We start from the raw sequence: 22,044 nt of genomic DNA, 5'->3' as shown, positions 1-22,044 counted from the left end.
CGCGCCGACGGCGCGGTTTCCGGGACGAATAAGGCGTTTACTCGGGGGCTCCCGATCCCATAGACTTGTGCCGGTTTCCCCCGGTTTGCCCGGGGGCACGAGAGGACGAAGAACATGGAGCAGTATCTGCAGCAATACGCGGCCCGGGTCTGCCAGGCCATCTGTGCCCTGGATTGGGGGGCGCTGGCCGGCTTGTCCCGGGTTCTGGGAGAAACCGTCCGCGACGGACGGAGAATATTCGTTTTCGGAAACGGCGCCTGCGCCGCCGCGGCTTCCCATTTCGTCTGCGATCTGGCCAAGGGCCTGACCGCCGATCCCGACATCCCCCGGGTCAAGGCCCTGGCGCTGAACGACTGCGTTCCCCTCCTCACCGCCTGGGCCAACGACGCCGATTACGCGGAGATTTTCCGGCAGCCGCTGGCCAACTATCTGGAGCGCGGGGATCTGGTGATCGGGCTCAGCGCTTCGGGCAATTCTCCCAACGTGGTCAACGCGCTCGCCTACGGCCGGGAACGGGGGGGAGTTACCGCCGCCGTGGCCGGAAAGGGAGGAGGCAAGGCCGCCGGTCTGGTCGATCATCTCATTCTCGTCAAAAACGATTCCTACGAAGAAGTCGAGGACGTCATCGTCGCCGTCACCCACATGCTCAAGATGGCGGTTCTCGATCACTACCGGGAGATCGCGGGAGGAGCGTGAACATCCGGGAATACAGGGGAGGGAAGCCGCCCGCGGCGCTGGAACGATCCGGGGTCGACGCCTTTCCCCCGGAGGCGGTCGCCGGGGTCCGCAAGATCGTGGCCGATGTCCGGGACCGGGGGGACGCGGCCGTGCGGGACTACACGCGCCGCTTCGACCGGGTCGAGGTCGGTCGCCTGCGCGTGGCGCGCGCCGAATTTACCGCCGCGCGCGGGCTTGCGGCCGAACCCGTGAAAAGAGTCTTCCGGCGGGTCCGGGACAACATCCGCGGCTACCAGGAGGCCGCCATGGCCCGCGACTGGACCGCCGTACGTTCCGACGGCGCCATGCTCGGAGAGAAGGTTTCGCCGGTGGCTTCGGCGGGCCTGTACATCCCCGGGGGCACGGCCCCGCTGGTTTCCACCGTTTTCATGACGGTCGTTCCCGCTCAGGTGGCCGGCGTTCCCAGGATCGCCCTGGCCACCCCCCCGGGGCCAGGGGGGAAGGTGAACCCCTGGATTCTGGCGGCGGCCGACTTCCTGGGGGTGGACGAGGTCTACCGGGCCGGGGGCGCGCAGGGCATAGCCGCCCTCGCTTTCGGAACCGAAAGCGTCCCTCGGACGGAGATGATCGCGGGCCCGGGGAACAGCTACGTCACCCTGGCCAAGATGGAGGTTTGCGGGTTTGTCCGGATCGACATGCCCGCCGGGCCCAGCGAAATAGCGATTATCGCCGACGGCTCCGCCCGTCCCCGGGTGCTGGCCGCCGACATGCTGGCCCAGGCCGAGCACGGCCCCGGTGGGAGTTGCGTACTGATCTCGACTTCCCGGAAGCTCCTGCGCGAGGTCGCGCGCGAGCTGAGCCGGGCCGAGCAGGAGCTGCCTCGCCGGCGCATCGCCGCCGCGAACTTGAAGCGGGGAGCGTTTCTCGTCAAGGTTCCGAGCATCGCCCGGGCGGTAGAACTGGCCAACCGGCTCGCTCCCGAACACCTCGAAATCGTGACCGGAAAACCGGAAGCGGTGCTGCAGAACATCGAAAACGCCGGCGCCGTCTTTTTGGGGGAAAGCAGCCCGGTGGCCGTCGGGGATTATATCGCCGGGCCCAGCCATGTCCTTCCCACCGGGGGCGCCGCGGCCGCGTTTTCCCCGCTGTCCGCCAACGATTTTCTCAAGAAAAGCAGCGTCGTCGGCTACAGCCGGGAGGCGCTGCGCAAGGAGGCCGAATCGGTGGCGCTGCTGGCCCGGCTGGAGGGACTGGAGGCGCATGCGCGCTCGATCGAGCTGAGATTGGAGGAAGGGGGGCGATGAATTACTTCCGGACGGCGGTGAAGGAGATGCAGGGCTACGTCCCCGGCTACCAGCCGGTGGGGGACGAGTACCTGAAGCTCAACACCAACGAGAACCCCTATCCTCCCGCTCCGGGAGTATTCAGCGTCTTGCGCTCCATCGATCCCGGTCTGCTGCGCCTGTACCCCGATCCCGTCCTCAACAGCCTGAGGGAGCGCATCGCCTCGAACTTCGGCGTCGCCCGGGAAAACGTCCTGATCGGCAACGGGTCGGACGAAGTCCTGACCATCGTTACCAGGTCTTTCGTGGAACCGGGGGAAACGGTGGTCTTTCCCGAACCGTCATACAGTCTCTACCCGGTCCTGGCCCGTATACAGGGAGGGGTTCCTCTGGGCGTTCCCCTGGGCCCGGACTTCGGTCTGCCCGACGAGTTCGTTTCCGTTCCCGCCCGCCTCAAGTTTCTGGCGTTTCCCAACTCGCCCACGGGCACGGCCTATCCGCTCGAACTGGTGGAACGGGTCCTGAAGGAGTCTTCCGGAGTGGTGTTGATCGACGAAGCGTATGCCGACTTCGCCGATGAGAACTGTTTCGGTCTGCTGGCCCGGCACCCCAATCTGATCATTCTCCGCACGTTCTCCAAGTCCTACGGACTGGCCGGGTTGAGGGTGGGGTTCGCCCTGGCATCCGAGGAACTGATCGCGGGGATGTTGAAGGTGAAGGATTCCTACAACGTCAACCGGCTCAGCGCGGCGATCGCCGAAGCCGCGCTCTCCGATCAGGATTACCTGCGCCGCACGGTCGCCGCCATCCGCCGGGAGCGCGGGCGCCTGAGCCGGGAACTGGAGGCCTTGGGGTTCGAAGTTTTTCCGTCCTCCAGCAATTTCGTGCTTGTCCGCGCCGGCACCCCCGCGTCCGCGCGCCGGATTTTCGAGGAGTTGCGGGAACGGCGGATCCTGGTCCGATATTTCGCCCAGCCCCGCCTGGACGATTGCCTGCGCATCACCGTCGGGACCCCGGAAGCCATGGACCGCCTGATCGGCGCCCTGCGGGAGATCGCCGGGGCGCACCCTGGAGGAGAAGAAAAATGAAAAACAGAACCGCCGTCGTCAACCGCCGAACCACGGAAACCTCGATCAAGCTCAAACTGGGCCTGGACGGGACCGGCCGCACCCGGATATCCACCGGCATCGCTTTTTTCGACCACATGCTCGAACTGCTGGCCCGCCACGCTTCGATCGATCTCGAAGTCGGGGCTTCCGGGGACCTGGACGTCGATTACCACCACACCGTGGAGGATATCGGAATCTGTTTCGGGGAGGCACTGAAGGCGGCGCTGGGAGAGAAGAAGGGAATCCGCCGCTTCGGGTCGGCCTGGATTCCGATGGACGAAGCTCTGGCCTCCGCGGCGATCGATCTCTGCGGAAGGGGCCTGCTGGTCTACCGGGTCAAGATGCGCAGGATCAAGATCGGGGATTTCAACACGGCTCTGGCCCGGGAATTTTTCCGGGCCGTGGCCGATCATGCCTTCGCGGTCGTTCACCTCGACCTCTCCTATGGAGACGATCCCCACCATTGCCTGGAAGCGGTCTTCAAGGCCTGCGGAAGGGCCCTGCGGTCCGCGGTGGAAAAAGACCCCCGGTCCGCGGGGGTCCCCTCGACCAAGGGGCGCCTTTGAGGCGGCCTTCCCGGGCTCGAACCGGGGGAGGCCGGGGCCGGCGGAGCGGGGATAATTCCTGTGAAGGAACCGAGCAAAGGAACCGATTGGATCCCGCAGCCGGTCTATGAGGCCGACGGCTCCGGCGCCATTACCTATACCAATCCCAGCGGGTTCCAGGTTACCGGTTACACTCCCCGCGATCTGGAACGGGGCGTTTCCATACTCGAGCTGCTGGCCCCTCAGCAGCGGGATGTAGCCGCCTCCCGGATCGGCCGTATCCTCGCCGGCGAGCAGCTGCCCCCTTACGAATACACCATCCGGCGCCGGGACGGGAGCGAGTTCCCCGCCCTGATCTATTCCAATCCTTTCACCACCGCCGAAGGAAAGCCGGGTTTGCGCGGAATCATGATCGACATCTCCGAACTGCGGGAGACGGAAAAGAACCTGCAGCGCAACCAGGCCCTGCTTATGGCGGTTTCGGAACATGCGCTCGACTCCATTTTCTGCAAGAACCTCGAATACCGCTACACCTTCGTCAGCAGAGCGATGGCGGAACTCGTCGGCCGTCCCGCCGGCGAGATCGTGGGAAGGACCCCCGTCGAAGTTTTCGGAGAAGCGATGGGGGTGATCATCTCCGAAGTCGACGCCGCCTGCGCCCGGGGGGAAACGGTGAGCGCGGTCCGAACGCTGGAAATCCAGGGCGCGACCCGGACCTTCCACACCATCCAGACTCCCATCCTGAGCGCCGACGGAGCCGTGAGCGGGATCTGCGGAATCGTCCGGGACGTTACCGAGAGCCAGCGCCGGGAGGCGCTTCTGCGGCACAGCGAAGCCCGGTTCCGTTCCCTCTTCAACAACGCCTCCGTGGGCATGGCCCTGGTCGATCCCCAGGGGCGGGTGGTGGAGGCCAACGAAGCCGATTGCCGTTTTCTCGGGTACGGGCGCGGAGAGCTGATAGGCATGCGGGCCTCCCGGTTCATACATCCCGACGATATCGCCATCGACCGCGATCTTTACCAGGAACTGCTTCGGGGCGAACGGGACAGTTACAGCGTCGACAAGCGCTACCTGCGCAAGGACGGAACGGTGGTCTGGGGGAGGCTGAGCGTCTCGCTGATTCCGGAGGACGAATGGGACCAGCGCTATACGGTGGTTGTCTGCGAAGACATCGACGAACGCCGGCGGATGGAGGAACAGCTGCGGCATTATGAAAAGACCCAGGCGATCGGGCAGATGGCGGGAGGGATCGCCCACGACTTCAACAACCAGCTGGGCGGCATACTCTGCTTCGCCGACCTCCTCCGCCGGGGCGTGGCCGACCGTCCCCGCCTGGAAGCCTACGCCGGGAAAATCGTGGAGAGCGTTCGTCATTCGGCGACCCTCACCTCCCAGCTGCTGGCGTTCGCCCGCCGCGAGCGCCTGCGGATGGAGGTCGTGGACGTCAACCGGCTGATCTCGGAAACGGTCGCCATACTGGAGAGGACGCTGGACAAGGCCATCGCCATCGACCGGCGTCTGGAGGCGAAATCCCCCTGCATCAGGGGGAGTTTTTCCCATCTGCAGAACGTCCTCTTTAATCTCGCCTTCAATGCCCGCGACGCCATGACCCGCGGGGGGACGATCCGGTTCGCGACCCGGGATTCGGCCTGGAGCGAGGAAAAGCGCCGTTGTCCCGACCCCGACCTGGCTCCGGGTCAGTACCTGGTTCTGGAAATTTCGGACACCGGAACCGGCATTCCCCCCCGGGACCTGGGACGGATCTTCGAACCGTTCTTCACCACCAAGGAGAAGAACAAGGGGACCGGCCTGGGTTTGTCCGCGGCTTACGGCACGGTGAAAAGCCACGGAGGCTCGATCTTCGCTTCCAGCACCATGGGGGAGGGGAGCGTCTTCACGATCCTGCTCCCCAGCGTTCCCGGCCCGGACCGGAAGGGCTCGGTTCCGCCGGCCGAGACCCGGGAGGAGGGCGGCGAACGCGTTCTTCTGGTCGATGACGAAGATATCGTCAGGGAAGGCCTGGCGGAAAGCCTCGAGCGTTCCGGCTATCGGGTGACTTCCTGCCGAAGCGGGGAGGAAGCCCTGGCGGCGTTCGAGCGCGGTCCGGGAGAGTTCGATGTGACGGTGATGGATATGGTGCTTCCGGGAATCGGGGGCCGGGAAGTCTGGGAACGCATACGGGAGGTCCGCCCCGATTTGAAATGCGTCTTCATCTCCGGGTGGTCCGGCGGCGACCGGTGGCCGGAGGGGGAATTGGTGACCAAGCCTTTCGCGACCGCGGACCTGATTCGGGCGATCAAGCGGACGTTGGGGGAGCCGCCGCTCTCCCCTCCCGATCCCTGAAAACCGCCTGAATTTCTCTTTTTCTTTCCCTCCTCCGGCCGGGGCGGGACCGTGGATTTTCCCGCCGGGACCGCGCCACCCGTATCGGGAAAAATTTGAAGCAATGGCGCGGTTAAGCGGATACACTTAACCAAATTCCACCCGGAAAGGAGACGGTTAAAATGACGTCCCGCAATTCTCGAAGCTGTTCGATCAGTCCCTCGGGGGAGAGCTTCCCCCTTCCCGCCCCCGAAGATTACGACGCTGAATACCGGCAACTCGAATCTCTGGCGGCGGCGGCCCGTAAAGAGGGGAAGGAAGTGGTGGTGGTGATGGGGGTCGGCTTCGTCGGCGCGGTGATGGCCGCGATTATCGCCGATGCCCGCGGCCCGGGGGGAGAGCGCAGCAAGTTCGTCATCGGCTGCCAGCGCCCGAGCGTGCGCAGCTACTGGAAAATTCCCCTGCTCAACCGGGGGGAGTCTCCGGTCAAGGCCGAAGATCCGGAGGTGAACGAACTCATCTCCCGCTGCGTGCTGGAGGAGAAGACTCTCATCGCCACCTATAACAGCGATTGTCTGCGGTTGGCCGATTGCGTTGTGGTCGACGTGCAGTGCGATTTCGTCAAAAAGGACCTGGGGCGGATGAAGACCGGAGAGGCGGATATGGCCGCCCTGGAAGCAACGATCCGGACCATCGGCGAGAGGATACGTCCCGAATGCCTGGTGTTGATCGAGACTACGGTCGCTCCCGGAACCACCGAGTTCGTGGCCTGGCCCATCTTGAAGAAAGCCTTCTCCCAACGGGGGATCGACACCGAACCTCTTCTCGCCCACAGTTTCGAGCGGGTGATGCCGGGAAGAAATTACGTCGCCAGCATCCGCGATTTCTGGCGGGTCTGTGCGGGGTGCTCTCCCGCCGCCCGCGACCGGGTGGAGAAATTCCTCAGGGAGGTCCTCAACACCGCCGACTATCCGCTCACGGTCATGGACAGACCGATAGAATCGGAGACGACCAAGATCGTCGAAAATTCCTACCGGGCCGTAATCCTGGCATTTCTCAACGAATGGAGCGTCTTCGCCGAACGCAACGGAGTCGATCTGATCAAGGTGATCCGGGCCGTACGGATGCGACCCACCCATAGCAACATCATTTTCCCCGGTCCCGGCATCGGCGGTTACTGTCTGCCCAAGGACGGAGGGTTGGGCTATTGGGCTTATCGTCACCTTCTCGGTTTCGAAGACGGAGACAGCCTTTTCAAGATCACCCCGGCCGCCATCGATATCAACGACACCCGGGCCTTGCATGTGGCCGAACTCACCCGCGACGCTCTGCGGAACATGGGGCGCTACATCGCGGGGTCCGAAGTGCTCCTCTGCGGCGCCAGTTACCGGCAGGACGTCGGCGACAGCCGCTACAGCGGGAGCGAGATGGTGGTAAGGAAACTGACCGAGATGGGGGCCGAGATCCGCGTTCACGACCCCTACCTGGAACACTGGTACGAATTCGAGAAGCAGGACGTCTACCCGGCGCCCGGACACTCCTGGTCGCGGTTTTTCCGTAACCAGGAAGGACTGCAGAACCTGCGCGTGAGCAAGGATCTTCCCGCCGCCCTGTCCGGGGTGGAGGCCCTGATCCTGGCGGTTCCCCATTCCCAGTACCTCGGTCTCGATCCGGACGAGGTCGTGGCCTGGGCCGGCGGCCCGATCGCCGTTATCGACTGCTTCGGCATCCTCTCCGATGACGACGTCAGGCGCTATTTCCGCAGCGGCTGCGAAGTCAAGGCTTTGGGGCGGGGCCATATCCAGCGGCTCAAGGAAGAAACCCGGAAACAGCGCCCCTGACGGACGCGGGGCAAGGGGGGCGATTCCATGATCGTTTATCCCGCGGTCGACATCAAAGGCGGCCGATGCGTGCGGCTCTACCAGGGCCGTCCCGATCGGGAGACGGTCTATGAAGACGATCCCCTGGCGGCGGCCGCGCGGTGGGCGGCCGCGGGCGCTTCCTGGCTTCATGTCGTCGACCTGGACGGAGCTTTCGCGGGTTTTCCGGTCAACCACCGCCTGATCGGGAACATCGCCGCCGCCAGCGGCGTTCGGGTCCAGGCCGGCGGCGGTGTGAGGAAGATGGAGACGATCGAAACCCTCCTGGAAGCGGGGATATCCCGGGTTATCGTCGGCAGCCGGGCGGTCCGGGACCCCGATTTCGCCCAAGCCGCGGTCCGCGAGTTCGGGAAGAGGGTGATACCCTCCATCGATTCCCGCGACGGGGAAGTGCTGCTGCAAGGTTGGTCGGAACGGGCCGGGGCGGGGGCCGAAACCGTGGGGATCGAGTTCCGGAAGATGGGATACGCATCGACCGTGCTCACCGACGTCTCCGGCGACGGAACCCTGGCCGGGCCGGATCTGCCCGGGATCGAGCGTTTCCTCGAGGCTACCGGTCTCAAGGTCATCGCCGCCGGCGGGGTATCGAGCCTGGAAGACATCCGCAACCTGAAATGCCTGGAAAGCAAGGGGTTGGAGGGGGTCATCACCGGGAAGGCGATCTACGACGGGACCCTCGACCTCCGGGCCGCCCTGGCCGTCGGCTGACGGGAAAGAGCTCCGGGAAAATCGTCGGAAGGCGGAATTGTCATTTTTTGATGGCGATTCGGGCTTTCCCGGAGTAAACTGAAATTTTACAGGAGTAAGAAATGAACGAGCGTGAAGAAGGAACCGAGCTGACGCTCGACTGGAGCAAAATCGCCAAGGTGGCGTCCGCCTGTCCGGATGTAATTCCGGTCGCGGTGCAGAACGCCGACACCGGCGAGATCATCCTGGTGGCTTACACCAACGAGCAAGCTTTTCACGAAACCTGCCGGAGCGGAAACCTGGTGCTCTGGAGCACGTCGCGCAACGAGCTCTGGGAAAAGGGAAAAACCTCGGGAGAAACCTTCGCCCTGGTGGACGCCCTGGTGAACTGCGAGCAGAATTCCCTGGTCTATCGGGTGCGCCCCCGCCGGGGAGGCATCTGCCACACCCGCAACGCGGCCGGAGAACCCAGAAACTGCTATTACCGGCGGATCGACCCCGAAACATTGAAGTTGGAAATTATCAACGCCTAAGCGCCGACGGGCGGCGCCGGCAGCTAACCAAGGAGGATACCATGGAGGAGAAGCAAGGCTTGATCGGGATGATCTTCGATCTCTCGTTCGAGAACTTCGTCACGGTCAGAGTCATCAAAGCGCTCCTGATCCTGGCCATGATCTTCAACGCTATCTGGACGATCGCCATCATCGTCATGGGCTTCAAGACCGGGGTTTTGGCGGGGATCGTGATCCTGATCCTCTCCCCGATCATCTATCTGCTTCTGATGCTGATCGCCCGCATTTACCTGGAGCTGATCATCGTCTTCTTCCGGGTGGCGGACGAGCTCAAGAGCATCAGGCTCAAGATCGGCGGGACCGCCGTCGAGAAGCTGGAAGAATAGCCGGGAACGAGAGCCCTCCCGGTCCGGAAAGACCGGACCGGGAGGGCTGAACATCTTGACCGATACCAGCCGCCAGCACCGCCGTTTAGCTCCGTATCTGTACATTCTCCCCGCCTTCGTCGTCATCCTCGTCTTTCAGCTTCTGCCCATGGTCTACGCTTTTTTCCTGAGTTTTTTCCGCTGGGACATGATCAACCGGGCCGGCCCCCAATTCGTGGGGCTGCGCAATTACATCATCCTTTTTCAGGACGGTGACTTCTGGCTCTCCCTGCTCAATACCTCCATCTTCGCCCTGGGCTCGATCGTGCTGGGACTGGGGGCGTCTCTGGCGGTGGCGATCCTCCTGAGCAAAGGCATCCGCTTCCTGGGGGGGTTCAGGACGGCCTACTTCATACCATACGTGGCTTCGATGACGGCCATCGCCATCGTCTGGAGAGGGATTTTTCAGCCACGCGGCCTGATCAACGCCGTGATCAAACAGGCGGCGGATCTTCTCCCCGGGCTGATCCCGGCCTCGCTTACCGAAATCCGCTGGCTCCAGGAACCGGGCTGGGCGCGCCTGGCCATCGTCATTTTCGTGGTCTGGAAGACCATGGGGTTCAACATCCTCATCTTCCTTACCCGCTTGCTGGAGATCAACCCCTCCTACTACGAGGCGGCGGAAATCGACGGCGCCAACTCTCTGGGCAAGTTCCGTTTCATCACCTGGCCCCAACTGATGCCGACCACGCTTTTCCTGCTCTCCATCTCCACCATCTTCGCTTTTCAGATGTTTATCCCCGTCTACATCCTCACGCCCGACGGAGGACCCCTGAAAAGCACCACCACCACCGTTTTTTATCTCTATAAAACCGCCTTCTCCAGCAACCTTTTCGGGTACGCCTGCGCCATCGCCTACGCCCTTTTCTTTATCATCCTCATCCTCACCCTGCTCCAACGCCGGATTCTGGGAACGGGGAATACCGGGGAATGAGGCGGTGAGAAGACACGATTTCGAGGACCCCGCGGCGCAAAGCGCCGGGGCCGGAAAGGCGCGGCGATGAAGATAGGTTTCGGAAAACCGATCAAGTATCTGCTGCTGGCGGGGGGGGCTTTGGCGATGGTCGCCCCCTTTCTCTGGATGGTGTCGACCTCCCTGAAATCGCCGTTGGAAGTGCTCTCCTCCCAGATCCGCCTCGTTCCTTCCCTGAAAAAGTATGTCGAGTACGGCGGGAGCGAGGAACAGGTGGAGTTCGCCTGGGAGGCGGACCTGCGCCGGGAGCTTTCGCTGGGGGAGGGCGGCATCGTCGCTTCCCTCGGCCCCGCATCCGGGGAGGCCGCGGTCTTGGCCGGAGCTTTCAAGCGATACCTGGAAGGCCTGCCCGATGTTTTTCTGGAGTTCGATTCCCGCGTCGCCGCCGGGGCCGGACTGGACGCGCTCTGGAACGAAACCCTGGGAAAAGCGGCCGTCGGCGGGCCCGCCGCGGAGTCGTTGGCGGCCCTCAAGCGAACCCTGGACGAGGTCGGGGCTTCGGCACGTTACCGCCAGCGGGAGGTGGAGGTGGTGGTCATCGGCGGGGAATTCCGCGGGCGTCGGTTCGAGGTCGCCCCCGAAAAAATCATCTATCGCCGTCTGCTTTGGTCCAATTACGTCCGGGCTTGGCTGTCCGCGCCGTTCGGCCGGTACTTTCTCAACAGCATCGTCATGTCGCTGGGGGTGACCGCCGGGCAGATCCTGACCTCGGCGTTGGCCGCCTACGCCTTCGCGCGGATGCGTTTCAGGTTCAAGGAGGGGCTTTTCATGATCCTGCTGGCGACGATGATGGTTCCCAAGCAGGTTATTCTCATTCCCGATTACGCCATTCTTTCCTCCCTGCACTGGATCAACACCTACTACGTCCTCATCGTTCCTTTCATCGCCGCGGTTTTCGGGATTTATTTTCTGCGCCAGCATTTCGAAACGCTCCCCCAGGATCTTTTCGACGCCGCCAGCATCGACGGGTGCTCGCAGCTGCGCACGCTTTTTCAGATCGTGCTCCCTCTTTCCAAGGGGGTTCTGATCACGGTGTCCCTCTTCACCTTCATCATGACCTGGAATTCCCTGCTCTGGCCCCTGGTCATGACCAACACGCCGGAAATGCGCCCGCTGCAGGTCGGTCTGGCGGTTTTCAACCAGGAAAGCGGGACCGAATGGGAGCTGTTGATGGCGGCCTCGACGTTTTCGATCCTTCCGCTTCTGGCCATCTTTTTCCTGGCGCAGAAGCAGTTCATCGAAGGAATCACCCGCTCGGGGATGAAGGACTGATCGGGCGGTGAATATTCGACCGGCGATAGGCACCCTGCTGGCGGTTCTCCTTCTCTGCTGCGGCTGTTCGGGAGCGTCACGGGAAGGAGGACCGGAGGAAGGAAAGGTAGAAATCCGCTTCTGGCACGCCATGGGGGGGCCGCTGGGGGAAGTTCTGGGCGAGATGATCGACGAGTTCAACCGAGCCCATCCCGAATCGTTCATACGCGCCGAGAGCATGGGCAGTTACGAGGCCCTGAAGCAGAAACTGCTGGCCTCGATCATCGCCGGGAACCAGCCCGACATGGCTCAGGCCTACGAAGCCTGGATCTCGACGCTCCTCGGGGGCGAGGCGTTGGTCGATCTCGGGGAACTCGACCCCGAATTCCGCGAGGAGGACCTGGACGATTTCTACCCCGTCTTCATCGACGACAGCCTCTACCTGGACAAACTCTACTCGCTCCCCTTCAACAAGAGCGTTCCCGTCATCTACTACAACCGGGACATGTTCCGCCGGGCCGGCCTCGACCCCGACCTTCCTCCCCGGACCTGGGACGAGTTCGTCGAGGTTTCGCGGAAACTGACCCGCGACCTGGACGGCGACGGGAAACCGGATCAATGGGGGCACAAGTTTACCGACCACGCCACCTATTTCGAGTGCCTGTTGGTTCAGAACGGAGGCAGCATCATCGACCCCGAAAGCGGCAGGATGGCTTTCAATTCCGAACGGGGGGTGGAGGCGCTTTCTTTCCTCGTCGACCTGGTCCGCACCTACGAAGCCGCCGATTTCTATCTGGGGGGATATCAGCACCAGGTGGATTTCGCCGCCCAGAACGTGGGAATGATCGTCGCTTCCTGCGTGTCCCGTTCCTTCATGACCAAGCAGCTCAACTTCGACTGGGGCATGGCCCCGCTTCTGGAAAAAGAACGCCCGGGTTCGCTGGTCTACGGAACCAACATCGTGATTTTCTCCCGTTCCTCCCGCCGGAAACAGGAAGCGGCCTGGCGTTTCATCAAATGGTTTACCTCTCCGGAGCAGACCGCCCGATGGTCGATCCGCACCAACTACGTTCCCGTCCGGCGCTCCGCGCTCGATCTTCCGGTGATGAAAAGCGCCATCGCGGAAAAACCTTCGACGGCGGTTCCCATCCGCGCCCTCGAGTATGGGTTTTTCGAACCGCGCATGGCGCAATGGCTCCGGGTGAGGGAATATCTGGGGGACGCCGTCAAGGAAGCGCTGCTGCTCAAGCTTACTCCGAAGCAGGCACTCGACCGGGCCGTGGCCAAGGGGGAACTCTGGTTGTAGGGGAGGGGGGGGCTTCGGGGATGGAGCGGTCCGACCCCTCTTCGCATTTCCACCGCCTTCTCGATTGCGGTTTGCGCCGGCGTGGGTTTGGTCTATACTGAACAACTTATGCGAGCGCTGGCGCTGACAATTGCCGGGATCGCGGTATTGGATAATGCCGCCGGTATGGTTTTCGGTCAGGACCATGCCCCGGTCGGTCCCGGAGGGTGGACCGCCCGGAACTGGCTGGGTTTTTTTCTTCAGATCGGTCTTTTTCTTCTGGGAGCGGTTCTGGTTTTCTGGGTTTCGGGCGCCTTTTCCCGGGACCGGGCGGAAGGGGAGGGGAGGGAAGAATGATACACGCGGTGATTATGGCGGGAGGGAAGGGGGAACGTTTCTGGCCGTTGAGCCGGGAAAAAACCCCGAAGCAGCTTTTGCGGATCGTGGGGGCAAAAACCATGATCGAGGCCACCGTTTCCCGGCTTTCCCCCCTGGTCCCTCCGTCGCGGATATGGATTGCCACCGCCGGAGACCAGGCCCCCGCTGTCGGGGCGCTGCTCCCCGAGGTTCCCGGTGAGCAGATAATCAGCGAGCCCGTGGGGCGGAACACCGCTCCCTGCATCGTTCTGGCGGCTCTGGCCATCGCCCGGGTGGACCCGTCCGCGACCATGCTCGTCCTTCCCGCCGACCATGTCATCTCGCCGGCCTCGGAGTTCCGCAACACCTTGCGCTCCTGCGCCGCCGTCGCCGAAAAGACCGGGCGCCTGGTCACCATCGGCATCTCGCCCCGTGGGCCCGCCACGGGATACGGATATATCAAGCGGGGGATCAAGCCCGTTATTTCCGGGCCCCGGCAATTCTGGCAGGTGGAACGGTTTATCGAAAAGCCCGATCTCGCCCGAGCCCGGCGCTTGGTGCGCAGTCCCCGCTATACCTGGAACAGCGGTATGTTCGTGTGGACCGTCGCCGCATTTCTCTCCTCGGCGGAAGAGCACCTCCCCGCCATCGTCAAGGGGTTGGCCCCCTACCGGAATCTTCCCGCCCGCCGGCTCGGATCGTTTCTCCGGGAAGTATATCCCCGCCTGCCGTCGGTTTCCGTGGATTACGGGCTTATGGAAAAGGCGCGGGGAGTCCTGGTGACGGGCGCCTCTTTTTCCTGGGACGACGTCGGCTCCTGGGACGCGCTCGCCGCCCACCTCCCCGCCGCCCCCGGGCCGGGGGGCAACCGGTGCCGGGGATCGTTCCTCGGTCATGACGCCGCCGGCTGCCTTTCTTTCAGCACCGGCCCGCTGGTGGCTCTGGAGGGGGTGAGGGACCTGGTCGTCGTCGCCACCGGGGACGCGGTCCTGGTCTGTCCCCGGGGCCGGAGCCAGGAAGTCAGGGAGATCGTAGCGGGCCTGAAAAAGGCGGGGAAGACGGACCTGCTGTAGGAGCATGCCCCCTCCGGCCACAAGGATTTTGGGAATCGACTATGGGGAAAAACGCATGGGATTAGCGTTGAGCGACCCCCTGGGAATCACCGCCCAGCCCCTGGAAACCCTGGAAGTGGAGAGCTTGGGAAAAACATTGAAGAGCTTGGAGGCGCTGCTCGGCGAAAAGGAAGTGGAGCGGGTCGTGATCGGCCTCCCCCTGAACATGGACGGAAGCGAGGGGGCCATGGCCGCCCGGGCCCGGAAGTTCGGCGCCCGGCTCCAGGGCCGCACCGGGCGCCCCGTCGACTACTGGGACGAGCGGCTGACCTCGGTCGCCTCCGAACGGGTGTTGATCGAGGCCGGACTTTCCCGGGACCGCCGCCGTCGTACCGCCGATCGCCTGGCGGCGGCACTCATTCTCGCTTCCTACCTGGAATGGAGACGTCGTGTCTAGAGCCGTACTCGAACGACTTTCCTGCGGGACCGCTGTTCTCTGCGATCGGATGGAGGGCATGGAGTCGGTGGCGGTCGGCGTCTGGGTTCCTTCCGGTGGAAGGCACGAGCCCGGGCGACTGCAGGGGGTTTCCCATTTTCTGGAGCATATGCTCTTCAAGGGGACGGGCCGCAGAAGCGCCCGGCAGATTTCGGAAGCCATCGAGGGCATCGGGGGTACCCTGAACGGGTTCACCTCGGAGGAGTGTACGTGTTTCCTCGCCCGGGTAAGAAAAACCCACCTTGAAGACGCCATCGACGTGCTGTTGGAGATGGTGACCGCTCCGCGCCTCGATCCTGCCGAAATCGACAAGGAAAAAGGGGTCATCCTCGAGGAATTGAGGATGTACCGGGACAACCCCGCATACCATATTCATGAGATGATCCAATCGGTAATGTGGGCCGGCCAGCCTCTGGGCCGGTCGCTGTTGGGAACGCCCGGCACCATCGCCGCCATGAAGCGGGAGGACATCGCGGCCTACCACCGCCGCAGTTACGCGCCTTCCCGGATATCGGTGGTGGCCTGCGGAGCTCTCCAGCCCGGCGAGGTCGTACGTTTGGTCGGCGAGCGCATGGGGGAGGGTTCTCCGCGGCGCCTCCGCGGACCGGTCCGGGCGGTCTTCAACCGGACCCGGGATCGGGTGGCGGTCGATACCCGGCAGGTCGAGCAGGTGAACCTGGCTTTCGGCTTCCCCGGCTATTCCCGCGGCCACCCCGACCGCCAGGCCCTGATTCTGCTTTCGATCATCCTCGGGGGAAACATGAGTTCCCGGCTGTTTCAGGAAGTCAGGGAAAAACGGGGATGGGTCTATTCGATCCGTTCCGAAACCGATACCTACCGCGACGGCGGCGCCCTGGTGTTCACCGCCGGTCTCCCCCCCGAAAAAGTCGGTCCCACGGTCAAGGTGATCCGCCGGATACTGGCCGGGATCGGGGAGCGGCGGATTTCCGCCCGCGAATTGACGAGGGCACGGGAATATTATCTGGGCCAGAAAGCCCTTTCGATGGAAGGGACCTCCTCGCGGATGCTCTGGCTGGGGGGGAACCTCTGTTGCGCGGACAAGGTGATGACTCCGGAGCAGGTTTTCCGAAATATCAACCGGGTCACGTCCGAGGACATCGTCAGGGTCGCCAACCGGGTGTTCCGCCCCGGGCGCTCCTGCGCCGCTCTGATCGGTCCGCCGGAGAGCGCCGGCCTGACGCCGGATGAACTGCTGCCTACCTAGCCATGACCATTATCGCGCGATATCGGGTCAAAAAGGCTTCGCGGGACGCGCTGCGCTCGTGCCGCTGGATACTGAGGCGACGCCGCCCGGACCTCTCCGACCGCCAGATTCAGCTTCTGGAAAAAGCCGCCGGGAACCTGAGGGAGTCGCTGCGCCGGGGAAAACCCGAGGAAACCCGCCAAGCGCTCAACCGGGTCGTGAATCTGCTCGACGGAGAGTTCAAGGGTTACCGCAAGAGCAAGGTCAGAGAGTACGCCGAAAGCATATTCTGGGCCCTCTTCGTGGTTTTCTTGCTCCGGACCTTCGTGGTGGAACCGTTCAAGATCCCGACCGGGTCCATGGAGCCGACCTTGCTGGGGGTGGAGCGCGTTTGTCCGGTGTGCGGTTACCACGGAGGGTACTACGACGAAATCTGTCCGCGGGACAAGGTGGAGCTCCGGAACAGCCGGATGGGCGACCGGATCCTGGTCAACAAGTTCCTCTACGGGGCCAAAACTCCGGACCGGATTCCGTTCACGTCTACGCTCCTTCCTTACCTGCAGCTTCCGGCACTGCGTTCGCCCCGCCGGGGGGATATCGTGGTCTTTCATTACCCAGAGGACGAGCGCCAGGATTACGTCAAACGACTGATCGGTTTCCCCGGCGAAACCCTCGAAATTTCGGAAGGCAAGGTCTATGTAGACGGGCGCCCCCTGGCGGCGAAACCGTTTTCCAAGGTATACTATACCAACGACGGACCGTTGGGGGCCGCCGGCCGCAAGGTCACGGTTCCCTACGCGGGAATGAGGGTGCCGTTGAGCGTTCCTCTTCCCGGTTACTGGCGGCGCTTGATCGCTTCCGAAGGGCACCGGGTGCAGGAGAGGGGAGGGGAGGTGCTGATCGACGGCACCGGCGCCCGGGAATACACCGTCGAAGGCGATTACTATTTTATGCTCGGCGACCACAGCGACAACAGCAGGGACAGCCGTTTCTGGGGTTTCGTCCCCGAGCGCAACCTGGTGGGGAGTGTTTTCATGATCTACTGGCCTCCTTCCCGGTGGGGTTTCCCCAGATAAAGGCGCGACAATGACCGAAGCTCTCGACACGGTCAAAGCACGAACAAAAACCGGCCACGGGCATTACCTGGGCCTGGGGGTCAAACTCACCATTCTCCTGGTCGGCGCTTTTGTATTTCTGATCGTCATCACCAGCGTGTTCTCGATCAAACAGCTCCGCTCCTCCCTCAGTCTGGGGATGCAGGAGATGGCCGACGGTTTGGGCAAGGTGGTCGGACTGGCTTCCGCCTATCAGGGCTTCTTCGACGTCGATAACCGCAAGCTCAACCAGTACGTCGAATCCGCCGCCAGTCTCCGAGACATAGAATACGCGGCCATCCTGGACCGGTCGGGAAGGATCATCACCGCCCGCGGGCTCAACCGCGACGAGCGCCAGGCATTGGAAACCGGCGAACTGCCGGTTCCCTCCGAAGAAGTGTATCAAACCCGGGAGGACATCGTTCTCGACGCCCCCATCGGGAAGCTGGGCACCATCGTCATCGGACTCTCAAAAATGCGCCTGAACGCCGCCGAAAACCGCATTATCGGCACCCAGCTCAAAGTCGCCGGTCTGGTCTTCTTCTTCACCCTGATCGTGCTCTGGCTGGTAGTGTTTTCCATAACCCGGCCGCTCAGCATTCTGGCGGAACAGACCAAAAAAATCGGGGAAGGAAATCTTTCAGAGCCCATCTACAGCCAGGCGTCCGATGAAGTCGGGATGCTGGCCCGCAGCATCGACGAGATGCGGATCAACATCTACCGCAATATCGAGAAGATAGGGTTTCTCGGTCATGTCGCCCACGAACTGAACACCGCTTCCGGCATCGCCGAAGCCGTCGAAATTCTCAAAGCCAGAATCGAACACTATCCCCTGTGGCCCTGGCACCTGGTCGGTCTGGCGCTGGTGGGAAGGAATATCCCCGATAAGTTTTTTCGTTATATTCCCATGCTCCCTCCGGGGGACGAGGAGAAGTTCTACCCGGTGGGGGCCACCGTTGGTGTCTGCCTCCGGGATGAGATCATGGCTACGGGCGACGCCCGCACGGTCAGCGCCGAGACCGATTTCGGACGGTTTATCGTAGCCAGAAAGATGACCACGGATCTGGCCATTCCCCTCACCGTGAGGGGAACTTTGCTGGGGGCGGTCTATGCCGGTTTTCAAGACGAAACCGCCCGCTCGCCCGAGTTCCAGGGGATACTGCAAAATATCGCCGACGACCTCTCCTCCACCATCGACAACATCTACCTGGTCGAGGACCTCAAGTTCAACCTGGATCAGCTTAAGCGCGCGCATCAGGAATTGAAGTCCCTGGACGACCTCAAAACCGAATTTATCTCAGGAGTCAGCCATGAATTGCGGTCGCCCCTGATGGCGATCAGCGGCTATGTGCAGATGATGCTCGACTCCAAACTCGGGGTTCTGACCGATCTTCAGCGGGAAGGGCTGGAAGTCTGCAGCAAAAGCCTGCAGCGCCTGACGGCGTTGATCGAGCAGATGCTTTCGTTTTCTTCCACGCACGCTCATGACGAACTGGCCTTTTCGCTGGTCGACATCGGACGGGTCATCGACCACTGTGTCAAAATGGAACAGGGCAGGGCGCGGCAGCGCGATATCGAAATCAGGGTCGGCGTCGAGCCCAGTCTTCCCCCGGTCAGGATCGACGAAGATCGGATTATTCAGGTATTCATCAACCTTCTGGACAACGCCGTCAAATTCAGTCCCGACGGCAGTTCCATCGAAATCAAGGCCCGCAAACCCTTCCAGGAATCCCCGGAAAAGCTGCACCGGATCGAGATTCTCATCAGGGACCACGGCCGGGGTATCCCTCCCGAGGACCTGGACCGGATATTCGATAAATTCTACCAGTCGGCCCGCGGCGTCGGTCAGCGTTTCTCGGGTATCGGCCTCGGGCTTTCTCTGGTGAAAAAGATCATCGACCAGCATGGGTGCGATATCCACGTCGAGAGCCGCCTCGGGTCCGGTTCCACGTTCATCTTCACGCTGCCCACTGCGGAGCCATGAACCCGGACCCCGCCGCCAGAACAACCGATCTGCTCATCGATTTCTGGAAACTCCATCGGGGACTCGATGCCAACATGAAAAGCCTGGCGGCGCACTGCGGCGTATCCCGGGATACCGTATACCGCTGGCTTAACCGCAGGGCGTTGCCTCGAGACGAGAAAGTGGATCTGGTCATCGAGTGGCTCCGCCGCCGGGGCGCATCCGCCTGACTCCGAGACAGCAGTCGATAGAACTGCGGAAGCCGATTTTGTCGATCTGACACTACTTCGTATAATGTACCTTATGTAAAACTAAGCATGGAGCAAAATCCTGCCAAAAACGCCATAACGCTATGCCAGCGATGATGATAGGCTCCATGTGAATAACTTGTGAGTAATTTGTGGATAGTCGGTTGAATAACTTCGGGGGCGAAAGCGCCCCTAGTCTAAGGCGTCATGGGCGCGGCAATGGAGCCGGCGGGCGCGAGGAAATGAAAACTCGTAGGTTGGGAGATCTCCGACCGCAGGCGTTTTGTTACCAACGCTCGGAGATGGCTATCATGAGGTAACCGGATCCAAAAGGAGGCCCTCCGACGAGGACCGTACCGTTGCGACCCAGTTCCAGTTCCGAATCCAGGAGCCGGATATCGCCCCGGGTAAGGCCCACCGAAATGGCGGAAGCGTCGTTGCCGATGGAACGGACCCGGATAGCGACCCGGAGGGGTTCCCCGATATCGAAGGTCAGGACCGCTTCGGACCCGACGGGGATCTCCGTGGAAGCGGTGCCCAGGGCTCGGTAACTGTTGAAACGGAAAGGCGTCGCCTGAAGCCGAGCGGAAAGATACTCGAGTTCGGGAGATATTCCTCCGGGTTCTTCCGAGGCGGTGAAGACATCGACCATGACGGGGAGATCCTCGGCCGCCGCGGTCCGGGATAAAATCAGAGCCAGACCCAGGGCCCCTGCCGACAGATATCTTCTCATGATTGCTCCTGCAGCCAAACGACCGTGAAACCGGTCTGCGGTTGATAGATGGTTATATCGTGTCCCGGGCTGTTGAGGGAGAGTATCTTGCTGGATGAGGCGGGGGGCGTTCCCGCTCCGGGGTGAAGAAGGAGAACGGCGGCGGCGGCCGCCGCCGCCGCCGCGCCCGCCCAGGCGGCGACGCGCAGGCGGATGATCCGGATCCGGCGGGGGCGGCATATGGCCTCCGCCACGGCATCCCAGACGGAATCAGCGTCCTCTTCCGCGGCTTCGACCGCGGCGGCGATGAGGCCGCGGTAGGCATCCGCCTGACGCTTTCGCGCCGCCAGCAGGTCCCGGCAACGGGCGCAGCCGCGAAGGTGTTCCTCGACCTCTCCGCAAGCGCCGGGATCGAGTTCGCCGTCGAGATAGAGGTCGATCAATTCTTCTTTACAGACGGGCATACGTCTCACCGCCCTCCCCTGCCCTTCCCCTTCGCCCCGGCCGGCCTCCGTTCCAGAAGTTCGGACAGCCTGCGGCGGGCGTAATGGAGCCGGGACATTACGGTTCCCAGGGAGCAATGCATGTTTTCCGATATCTCACGGTACGACATGCCCTCCCACTCCCTCAAGAAAAGGATCTCTCGATGTTCGGGTTTCAGGAGGGTCATGGCTTTCCTCACCTGTTCGTGCAATTCTTCCCGCTCGGCCTCCCGACCCGCCGGCCCCAGGCCCCCTCCGGCGGCGGAGGAGAAGATCTCCAGGTTCTCCTCCAGGGAGAATTCCGGGCGCCGGCGCCTCAGCGAGTCTATCGCCAGATTGCGGGCGATCCGGTAGATCCAGGTATAGAACCCGGACTGCTTTCTGAAGCCCCCGAGCGAACGGAAGGCCCGGATAAACGCCTCCTGGACGATATCCTCGGCGTGACCGTGGTCGAATACGATCCCGTAGACCATACCGTATACCCTGCCCTTGTACCTGGAGACCAGAACTCGATAGCGGTCGACCTCGCCGCCCAGGCAGGCGGCGATGACCTCGGCGTCGCTTTCCTGATCCTGTTCCTCGGTACCTTTTAGACGATCAGTCATGTGATTTATTCACCCCCGGGCAAAAAACCGTCAGGGCCCGGGGATGGATGCGGATCTCGGCGGGGGTGAATCCGATGAAATCGCCGTCGATCTGGATGGGGAGTCCGGGGTCTGCGATCCGGACCGACGTGGCCCGGCGGACGGAGACGTCGGGGTATTCATGGACTCGCTTCCTGAGGACGCCCAGAAAGTAACGCAGGGAAGCGGCGGCCCCCTTTCGGGAGAAGACGCAGATATCGAGAAAACCGTCATCGACACGGGCTTCGGGAGTAACGACATGCCGGCCGCCGTAAAAGCGGGCGTTGGAAATTATCGCCGAGGCGCCGGTCAGAACTTCCCCTCCGTCGATTTCGATCCGGAAAAGACCGGGGCGGAACGAGAACAGGGCCCGGAGCCCGGAAAGATGAAAAGCGTAGCGTTTCAGGCGTCGTTTGAGAACGGGGTTGACGGTTCTGCAGGCTTCGGCGTCGAGGCCGATGCTGGCCATGAGCGAGAAGAAGCGGCCGTTGATTTCCGCCAGGTCGATGGTTCTGGTCTCCCCGGCGACGATGACGTCGGCGGCGGCGCGGATTTCCGAAGGAATGCCCAGTTCCAGGGCCAATACGTTGCTGATGCCCGTGGGAATGACGCCGAGAGCCGTTTTTCCGCCGGCGATCCCGTTGATGACTTCGTTGAGGGTTCCGTCGCCGCCCATGGAGATGACGGGGTTCAACCCGCGCTCGGACGCCCGCGCGGCCAGTTCCCGGGCGTGAAGAGGGCCTTCGGTCTCCAAGACCGTAATGTCTTCGCCCGCTCTTCGGAAGCAGTGTTCGACTTTCTCGATGTCGGCGGGATAGCGGATCCGGCCCGAAGTGGGGTTGACGATCAGGGCGGCTTCCATG

The 22,044-nt window shown here is 62.6% G+C and carries 23 protein-coding genes; 19 read left to right on the top strand and 4 right to left on the bottom strand.

Annotation, left to right across the window (positions count from 1 at the left end; all coding sequences use genetic code 11):
* The first annotated feature begins 114 nt into the window (after positions 1-114).
* The 19 genes from PLZ73_01390 to PLZ73_01300 all read left to right on the top strand — a co-directional run bounded on the left by PLZ73_01390 (position 115) and on the right by PLZ73_01300 (position 19,346).
* Entirely contained in the window at positions 115-696 is a 582-nt protein-coding gene (locus PLZ73_01390) for an SIS domain-containing protein (GenBank protein ID HOO76522.1), read from the top strand.
* Positions 693-1,982 carry a histidinol dehydrogenase gene (gene hisD, locus PLZ73_01385; protein ID HOO76521.1) on the top strand — a complete coding sequence of 430 codons (1,290 nt, stop codon included), beginning with the start codon at positions 693-695 and terminating at the stop codon, positions 1,980-1,982. The genes PLZ73_01390 and hisD overlap by 4 nt, the downstream gene beginning before the upstream one ends.
* The gene (gene hisC / locus PLZ73_01380) at positions 1,979-3,049 is read left to right on the top strand and encodes a histidinol-phosphate transaminase (GenBank protein HOO76520.1); all 1,071 of its coding nucleotides are present in this window, start codon (positions 1,979-1,981) and stop codon (positions 3,047-3,049) included. The genes hisD and hisC overlap by 4 nt, the downstream gene beginning before the upstream one ends.
* Positions 3,046-3,636 (top strand): imidazoleglycerol-phosphate dehydratase HisB, encoded by a 591-nt coding sequence (gene hisB, locus PLZ73_01375; GenBank protein HOO76519.1) that lies wholly within the window; start codon positions 3,046-3,048, stop codon positions 3,634-3,636. Before hisC ends, hisB begins: the two co-directional genes overlap by 4 nt.
* A gap of 60 nt (positions 3,637-3,696) precedes the next feature.
* Positions 3,697-5,958, top strand: coding sequence for a PAS domain S-box protein (locus PLZ73_01370; protein ID HOO76518.1), 2,262 nt, complete (start codon positions 3,697-3,699; stop codon positions 5,956-5,958).
* Positions 5,959-6,119: 161 nt separating this feature from the next.
* Positions 6,120-7,778 carry a UDP binding domain-containing protein gene (locus PLZ73_01365; GenBank protein ID HOO76517.1) on the top strand — a complete coding sequence of 553 codons (1,659 nt, stop codon included), beginning with the start codon at positions 6,120-6,122 and terminating at the stop codon, positions 7,776-7,778.
* A gap of 27 nt (positions 7,779-7,805) precedes the next feature.
* Positions 7,806-8,525, top strand: a complete 720-nt coding sequence (gene hisA / locus PLZ73_01360) for a 1-(5-phosphoribosyl)-5-[(5-phosphoribosylamino)methylideneamino]imidazole-4-carboxamide isomerase (protein HOO76516.1) — start codon at positions 7,806-7,808, stop codon at positions 8,523-8,525.
* A 101-nt stretch (positions 8,526-8,626) separates the two neighbouring features.
* On the top strand, positions 8,627-9,037 hold the full coding sequence (locus tag PLZ73_01355) for a phosphoribosyl-AMP cyclohydrolase (protein HOO76515.1): 411 nt from the start codon (positions 8,627-8,629) through the stop codon (positions 9,035-9,037).
* Between the two features lie 41 nt (positions 9,038-9,078).
* The gene (locus tag PLZ73_01350; protein ID HOO76514.1) at positions 9,079-9,402 is read left to right on the top strand and encodes a DUF4282 domain-containing protein; all 324 of its coding nucleotides are present in this window, start codon (positions 9,079-9,081) and stop codon (positions 9,400-9,402) included.
* 55 nt (positions 9,403-9,457) lie between these two features.
* Entirely contained in the window at positions 9,458-10,375 is a 918-nt protein-coding gene (locus PLZ73_01345; GenBank protein HOO76513.1) for a sugar ABC transporter permease, read from the top strand.
* 66 nt (positions 10,376-10,441) lie between these two features.
* Positions 10,442-11,686: a carbohydrate ABC transporter permease gene (locus tag PLZ73_01340; protein ID HOO76512.1), complete on the top strand. Its 1,245-nt coding sequence runs from the start codon at positions 10,442-10,444 to the stop codon at positions 11,684-11,686.
* Positions 11,687-11,693: 7 nt separating this feature from the next.
* The gene (locus PLZ73_01335; protein HOO76511.1) at positions 11,694-12,971 is read left to right on the top strand and encodes an ABC transporter substrate-binding protein; all 1,278 of its coding nucleotides are present in this window, start codon (positions 11,694-11,696) and stop codon (positions 12,969-12,971) included.
* A gap of 108 nt (positions 12,972-13,079) precedes the next feature.
* Positions 13,080-13,307, top strand: coding sequence for a hypothetical protein (locus PLZ73_01330; protein ID HOO76510.1), 228 nt, complete (start codon positions 13,080-13,082; stop codon positions 13,305-13,307).
* Positions 13,304-14,380, top strand: a complete 1,077-nt coding sequence (locus PLZ73_01325; GenBank protein ID HOO76509.1) for a sugar phosphate nucleotidyltransferase — start codon at positions 13,304-13,306, stop codon at positions 14,378-14,380. Before PLZ73_01330 ends, PLZ73_01325 begins: the two co-directional genes overlap by 4 nt.
* Positions 14,381-14,384: 4 nt before the next feature.
* A complete protein-coding gene (gene ruvX, locus PLZ73_01320; protein ID HOO76508.1) occupies positions 14,385-14,816 on the top strand; it encodes a Holliday junction resolvase RuvX in 432 nt (143 codons plus the stop codon).
* The gene (locus tag PLZ73_01315; protein HOO76507.1) at positions 14,809-16,080 is read left to right on the top strand and encodes a pitrilysin family protein; all 1,272 of its coding nucleotides are present in this window, start codon (positions 14,809-14,811) and stop codon (positions 16,078-16,080) included. The genes ruvX and PLZ73_01315 overlap by 8 nt, the downstream gene beginning before the upstream one ends.
* A gap of 2 nt (positions 16,081-16,082) precedes the next feature.
* Positions 16,083-17,135: a signal peptidase I gene (gene lepB, locus PLZ73_01310; GenBank protein ID HOO76506.1), complete on the top strand. Its 1,053-nt coding sequence runs from the start codon at positions 16,083-16,085 to the stop codon at positions 17,133-17,135.
* Between the two features lie 10 nt (positions 17,136-17,145).
* Entirely contained in the window at positions 17,146-19,137 is a 1,992-nt protein-coding gene (locus tag PLZ73_01305) for an ATP-binding protein (protein HOO76505.1), read from the top strand.
* Positions 19,134-19,346, top strand: coding sequence for a hypothetical protein (locus PLZ73_01300; protein ID HOO76504.1), 213 nt, complete (start codon positions 19,134-19,136; stop codon positions 19,344-19,346). Before PLZ73_01305 ends, PLZ73_01300 begins: the two co-directional genes overlap by 4 nt.
* Positions 19,347-19,650: 304 nt before the next feature.
* Here the strand turns inward: PLZ73_01300 and PLZ73_01295 are convergent, their stop codons facing one another.
* From PLZ73_01295 to PLZ73_01280, 4 genes are read right to left on the bottom strand one after another with little or no spacing between them, the layout of a single operon-like run.
* Positions 19,651-20,097, bottom strand: coding sequence for a hypothetical protein (locus PLZ73_01295; protein ID HOO76503.1), 447 nt, complete (start codon positions 20,095-20,097; stop codon positions 19,651-19,653).
* A complete protein-coding gene (locus PLZ73_01290; GenBank protein HOO76502.1) occupies positions 20,094-20,540 on the bottom strand; it encodes a zf-HC2 domain-containing protein in 447 nt (148 codons plus the stop codon). The genes PLZ73_01295 and PLZ73_01290 overlap by 4 nt, the downstream gene beginning before the upstream one ends.
* A 5-nt stretch (positions 20,541-20,545) precedes the next feature.
* Positions 20,546-21,163: a sigma-70 family RNA polymerase sigma factor gene (locus PLZ73_01285; GenBank protein ID HOO76501.1), complete on the bottom strand. Its 618-nt coding sequence runs from the start codon at positions 21,161-21,163 to the stop codon at positions 20,546-20,548.
* The gene (locus tag PLZ73_01280) at positions 21,156-22,043 is read right to left on the bottom strand and encodes a diacylglycerol kinase family lipid kinase (GenBank protein ID HOO76500.1); all 888 of its coding nucleotides are present in this window, start codon (positions 22,041-22,043) and stop codon (positions 21,156-21,158) included. Before PLZ73_01280 ends, PLZ73_01285 begins: the two co-directional genes overlap by 8 nt.
* Position 22,044: the final 1 nt, after the last annotated feature.

It is taken from the genome of bacterium (assembly GCA_035380285.1).
Lineage (GTDB): Bacteria > Auribacterota > Erginobacteria > Erginobacterales > DAOSXE01 > DAOSXE01.
Note: the sequence above shows the minus strand (reverse complement) of the source record. Positions and strands in the feature narration are given on the sequence as shown.